A 6469-nucleotide genomic window follows, 5' to 3' on the forward strand; every position below is an offset into this window, starting at 1 on the left:
TTAATCCGTCTCACATGAGACAGCGGTGCCGGGTCAAACTGTCTCATCCCTTGTCTCATCGACCGTGCCTCAGCCAGCGAACACACGCTCGGGACGAATATGCGTGCGCACCCGCGCAGCTGCGACAGTTGCCGCAAGGCCGATGGCGAGCCAGACCGTGAGCGCCACGCAGGCGCCGCCCGCGCCGGACGCAGGGCCCGCCATGGCTCCGCGCAGGCCCTCGGCAAGCTGCGGCACGGGCAAGACCGCCCCGAGTGCCTCAAAGGCCCCACTCGCGAAGGACGCGGGCAGCACGCTCCCCGCGCACACGAGCTGAAGCGCCAGCAGGAACACGAGCACGGGGACCGCCGCGCGTCCGCAGAGAGCTCGCGCGCCCTGACCAATCGCTGCGAACGACAGCGCTGCCAGAACCACGATGGCGCAGAACGCGGGCGTATTCGCAGGGGCGCTCCCTGGGGCGAAGATAACGGCAAGCGCCACGGCAATCGCCTGAACGAGCGCCACGCCCGCCGAAACGACAAAGCCCGAGAGCGCCGCCGGCAGCGCGCGGCCCGCCAAGACGACGCGCCCATCGAGCGGAGGCATCACGACAGCCACCAGCAGCGCGCCGAGCCAGAGGGCCACCGCGAACGCAATCGGCGCGACCTGCATGGGCTCCGAGACGCGGTTGCGCGCTTCCGTGGTGAAGGAAACGGGCGCCGCCGCGGCCTCAGCCCGCTCCTCCGCCTGGGACGAGGCGGCGCCCAGGCTCTCTCCGGAAGACGACAGCGTATCGTTGATCGTTTCCTGCCCCTCGCGAAGCTGACCGACGCCCGACGCAAGCTGCCCTTCTGCCGAGGCCATCACCGAGATGCCCTCACCCAGGCCAGATATGCCCGTGCCCACGGCATCAAGCGCCTGCCCGAGCGCGACGTTGCCCTGGCCGAGCGCCGCGGTTGCCGTAGAGAACGTATCGAGCACCTGCGGCAAGGCGGCGGTACCCGCAGCCACGCCCTGCACCCCCAGCCCAAGCATGCCATCGGGCGCAAGCGTTGCGCCGGTCTGGGTGATGAGGCCGCCGGTCTCGATCAATGCCGGTGCAGAGGCGTCGAGGGTCGCCTTCGCAACCTGCGCGTTCACCGCAACCCTCAAAGCTGGCTCCACGAATTGGCCGGCAAGAGAGGCGATGTCGCTCGCGGCGCCCGTAGCCGTCTGCTCAGCCTGGCTGTATTCTTCCGCAGCACTCGCGAGCGCCTGGCGCTGTCCCTCCAAGCTGTCGAGAGAGGCGGCCGCCGAATCAACCTTGCCTGCAAGGGACTGCGCGTTTGCAGCAGCCTGCTCGAGCTCGCTGCGAAGACTCTCGCGCTCTAGCTCGAGCTCTTCGATACGCGCCGACACCTCTTCGAGCGTGTCAAGACCATCGGTTACCCCCGAGGGATCGAAGGTGCCATTCGCTATCGCAGTAAGGCGATGGACGAGCTCCTCGTATTCAGCATCGAGCGCTTCCATGCGCTGTACGATACCCTCCTGGCCCTCATCGCCTTGCTCCGAAGACAAGGTGTGCGCGAGCGCCTGCGCGTCCGTCTGCGCCTCCCCCACAGCAGACTGCGCATCGCCGACCGCCCCTACAAGCGCCTCGGCGCCCGCTTGGACCGAGGACGAGGCATCGGACATGCTCCCCAGCGCATCGGACAGCGTCTGCGCATGCTCGGAGAATTGCGGCGCAAGCGAGCTCAGCTCGGCGAGGTCGGAAATGCTCTGATCGAGCTCGGACGAAGCCTTGAGAAGGCCCTCGCCCGTACGCGTGACCGCGGAGCCGAGCTTTTCAATGCCCTCCCCTGCCGCGGCAACGCCAGCCGCCGTGGCTTCGGCACCGGCGGCAAGCGGAGCAATGACCTGGTCGTTCGTTGCATCCATGCCGGCTGCGAGCGACTCCGCTCCCGCGCCCGCCGCCGTCACGCCGCTCGCAATCGCACCAACGCCCTCTGCAAGCGCGCCGGTGCCGGACGCCGTCTGCTCAAGGCCCTCCGCCATGGCACTCGTCCCCTGCTCAAGGGCATCGTAGGCGCTATCCAGCATGACCGCCCCGTCTGCGGTGAGCGTCAGCGTGGATGCTTGGCTGCGCACATTATTGAGCACGTTCAGAAGGTAATTCTCACCAAGATCGGAACGAAGGCGAGCCTGGACCTGCCTGAGTACCGCAGAGCCCTCTTTTGTGGCAAGCACATTCTGCGCGCCATCGGAAATGATGCGAAGCTGCGCCTGCTCGGGATTCGAACCCGTGAGGCTCGACACCTTTTCCGAATAATCTGCCGGAATCTCGAGGATGAGCGCGTATGTACCGTTGGCAAGACCCTGCTCGGCCTCGGATGCGCCCACCTCGCTCCATGCGAGCTCATCCGAATCGAGGAGCGAATCGACGAGGTCCGAGCCGGCCTGTACGTTCCGGCCGTCTGCATCGACCGCGCCCTCGTCGAGATTCACCACCGCTACGGGAATCCGGCTTGAGGCATCGAGTGCGGGAACGAGCGCCGCCACGAGAACCGCTGCCGTAAGCGCCGGCACGAGCACGGCGGCCACGAGGATGGAAGCACGGCCGCGGCCGCGGCCAAGGCGGGCAGCCAGAGAGCGAACGATGTCCATGAAGGCGCTCATTACTCCATCACCTCCCGCTTGGGCGCAAGGGAATCAGGGGCGGCATCGCCTCCGCGCGCGAAGTCTCTGGGGGAGTCAGGCGCGACACCAGCTCCGGGCATCGAGGCCGCGGGGATGGGCTCACTGGGACGGCCGCTTGCACGCATCGCATCGAGAGCCTCTGCCGCGGGGATATCGAGCGCGCACGCGGAACAGCCGAAAGCCTCGGCCGCGCAGGCACACGCCGGCTCGCTCGTTGCAATGAGAACCGCCGTGCCCATTCGCACGGCAACGGAGCGCACATCTTCGACAAGCATCGAGGCATCGGCGGCAGAAAAACCCGTGACGAAGGGATCGGTCAAATCGATCACGGCGACGCGCGGCGCGCCCGCCAGCGCGAGCACGGCAGAGAAGCGCGCACGCTGCGCGGGATTAAGCCGGTCTATCTCCTGCTCAGATGCCGTAGCGAGACCAAGCGCGGCGAGAAACGGGAGGACATCGGACGCGCGAGACCCCGCGCCAAAGGGGCTCTGCTTGGCGTCGCGCTTTCCCATCGCGTCGGCAGCGGGCTCGCATTCTGGGCTGCTCGCCGCAGCATGCTCCGCGCCGCCCTCCGCAACACCCGCCGCAAGATCCGCGGCATCGCACGCACGTGATGAACCGTTCGTGCCCGCTGCACCGCGCATGCTCGCCGAGTCACCGCGGTGCGCTCGCAACCGGGCTTCACGAGCGACCGCTTCCTCGACCGTCCACGCGCCCGATACCTCGGCCACTCGCTCAAACACACCAAGGCCCACCTGCGCCCGAGGCAGCCGCTCGCGCGGAGCAAAAGCTCGCCGCAGAGCAGCAAGACCGCTGGCTGGCGCGCCGCCGGCCAACTCCGTCCCGCACACTACAAGCGAGCCCGATGTGGGCCTAACGAGCCCCGCCACGGCAAGCAACACGTCGCGCGCCGACGCATGCTCGGTCGAGAGCAGCACGCACACCTCACCTGGAGAAACTTCAAACGAGGAGAATTCGAACGAACGATACGCTCCGCTGCGGTAAGAAACGTCGTGAGCTACGATTGCCGGTGCTTCCACGGTCTACCTTCCCGACGCATGGTGACAGATATTCTTAGGTTCATACCCATTTGTTATCTCCACAGCCCAAAAAGATGCAAAGTTGCCGTGAAGAGCGGACCATGCCTATAGTGGACCATGCCTATAGCGGACCATGCCTATGGCTATGGCTTGATACCGAAATCGTGTACACGAGCGGCACGAATCGTCGATTTTGCGAATGTTTTTGACGCTCGTGTACATGTTTTGACGGAGCCTGGCCCTATTCCGACCGTCTCACGGCCCTATTCCGGTGGAGCCTGCACCCCGCACCCGAGCCCGCTGCCCCCGCGCATTCCTGCATACCGCCTCCCCTGCCCCAACCCCTGCGCTCGCGCTGCTATAATCAGGGGCGCAAAACCGCAAGCTCACGGCCCGCGAGCCGCACGACCATCAGAGGAGCACACTCATGTCCAACGTCCGCGTCCGCTTCGCACCCTCGCCTACCGGCAAGCTGCATATCGGCGGCGCCCGCACGGCGATCTACAACTGGGCGTTCGCGCGCGCTAATGGCGGCACGTTCATCCTGCGCATCGACGACACCGATCCCACCCGCTCCACCGAGGAGAATACGCAGATCATCCTGCGCGCTATGCGCTGGCTTGGGCTCGATTGGGACGAGGGCCCCGAGGTGGGCGGCGCGTACGGCCCCTACTCCCAGACCGAGCGCCTGGACATCTACCGCGAGGCCGCCGAGCGCCTGCTCGCCGAGGGCAAGGCATACCCCTGCTTCTGCACGCCCGAGCAGCTCGCCCAAGACCGCGCCGAGGCGCAGGCGCGCAAAGACCCCTTCCAGGGCTACAACCGCCGCTGCCGCAACATCCCGGCCGACGAGGCCCGCGCCCGCATGGAGGCCGGCGAGCCCTACACCCTGCGCATCAAGGTGCCCGAGGACCGCGGCGACGTGGTCATCGATGACGCCGTCCATGGCAAGGTGACGTTCGCAGCCAAGGAGCTCGACGATTTCGTGATCTTCCGCTCCGATGGCACGCCCACCTATAACTTTGCCACCGTGGTGGACGACGCCGCGATGGGCATCACCCACGTGATTCGCGGCGACGACCACCTCTCCAACACTCCGCGCCAGGTCATGGTCTACGAGGCCCTTGGCGCACCCGTTCCCACCTTCGCGCACATCTCGATGATTCTCGGCGCAGACGGCAAGAAGCTCTCCAAGCGCCATGGCGCCACGAGCGTCGAAGAGTACCGCGACGCGGGCTACCTTTCGGATGCCTTTGTGAATTACCTGGCGCTTCTTGGCTGGTCACTCGACGGCGAGACCACGATCATCCCCCGCGACGTGCTTGCGAGCAAGTTCTCGCTCGAGCGCATCTCCAAGAACCCGGCGACCTTCGATCCCAAGAAGCTCGACTGGGTGAACGCGGAGTATATCAATGCCATGACCGACGCCGATTTCGCCGACCAGATCATGCTCCCCGAGCTTCACGAGGCCGGTCTTCTTGCCGGCGGCACCGAACTCGACGAGGCATGGGTCGACAAGCTCGCCGCCATCGTGAAGCCGCGCACCAAGATGCCCGCCGACGCCGCAACTGTTGCCGCACCCGTCTTCGCCACCGCTGAAACCTTGGAATACGACGAGAAGTCCGTAAACAAGGGCCTTGCCAAGGAGGGCATGGGCTCTGTTCTCGACGCCGCGCGTGCCGCGCTTGAAGCGCTACCGGAGGACAGCTGGACGGCCGAAGCAATCGACAGTGCCCTGGAGCCCCTGCCCGAAGCTCTCGACCTCAAGAAGCGCGTGGTGTTCCAGGCTGTGCGCGTTGCCGTGTGCGGCAACATGGTGAGCCCTCCGCTCGGCGAGACGATGGAGCTCATTGGGCGCGATGACTGTATGGCTCGCATCGAGCGAGCGCGCGAGATGGCGCTCTAGCGCAGAGCGCAGCCACACCTGGAGCGAATGCGTACCGAACGGGTGCGTCCCCGGCGGATGCTTTCCGGGTTTTCCTGCGCGGGTGAGGTTTCCTCTTGACTGGGGGTCAAGGGGCTTTGGCGGTACTCCCCGCGTGAGCGCGGGTGCTCCAGCTTCGGATGCCTCGCGCTCCATACACCTTACGTGTTTCCCGTGTACGCGGGGCGGAAGCGGCATCGCCCGCGTCCGTCTCGCTTTTTGTCCGCACGACATGGTACTGGTATAGGAGAAGATACCGCGGCAAGAAGGAGGAAGCATGGCAGAGCGCATCCAAGACACGAAACGCGACTATGACGGTGCAGACGAACAGAGCGTAAAGGGCGGCTGCGATACGCAAGCGGAACGTACGCTCGTCATCGGCGATATGCACTGCAAGGAGGAACCCATCCTCGAACGCGTGGACGCGGCGATCGAGCAACTCGGCTGCGGGCGCATCGTGTTCTGCGGCGACTACGTAGACGAATGGCACTCGAACCTCCTCACCATGCGCGATGCCCTCGACGCCCTGCGCACCTGGGTGCTCAAGCGTCGTGCGGACGGCCTGACCGTCGACCTCGTGACGGGCAATCACGACATGCAGTACCGCCTGCGCGAAACAGGACCGGGCACGCATGCGCCGCTCTTCGACGAAGTGGCGCACTTGCTCGATGAGCTTAATGTGCGCGCGGCCACAACCGTGGGCAACACACTTGTCACCCATGCCGGCGTCACACGCAGCTGGGCGACGGACTGCCTCGACCTCGCCGAGGGCACAGACGCGCAAACCATCGCCCGGCAACTCAACTCCCTCCTCGACCATGGACAGAAAATCTCGCTGCGCATGCTCGCC

Annotated in this window: 4 protein-coding genes; 2 read left to right on the plus strand and 2 right to left on the minus strand. The window is 65.8% G+C overall.

The features are described from left to right. Positions 1–69: 69 nt before the first annotated feature. The gene (locus tag AC1VS5_RS05455) at positions 70–2622 is read right to left on the minus strand and encodes a YhgE/Pip family protein (RefSeq protein WP_481217954.1); all 2553 of its coding nucleotides are present in this window, start codon (positions 2620–2622) and stop codon (positions 70–72) included. Between the two features lie 11 nt (positions 2623–2633). Then, complete coding sequence (locus AC1VS5_RS05460; RefSeq protein WP_481217955.1) at positions 2634–3695, minus strand: hypothetical protein; 1062 nt, start codon at positions 3693–3695, stop codon at positions 2634–2636. 427 nt (positions 3696–4122) lie between these two features. Between AC1VS5_RS05460 and gltX the strand changes: the two genes are divergently transcribed. Continuing rightward, positions 4123–5601 (plus strand): glutamate--tRNA ligase, encoded by a 1479-nt coding sequence (gltX, locus tag AC1VS5_RS05465; RefSeq protein WP_481217956.1) that lies wholly within the window; start codon positions 4123–4125, stop codon positions 5599–5601. A 295-nt stretch (positions 5602–5896) separates the two neighbouring features. Continuing rightward, positions 5897–6469 (plus strand): metallophosphoesterase (locus AC1VS5_RS05470; RefSeq protein ID WP_481217957.1); only part of this gene is annotated, 573 nt, incomplete at its 3' end.

It is taken from the genome of Enorma sp. (assembly GCF_982429025.1).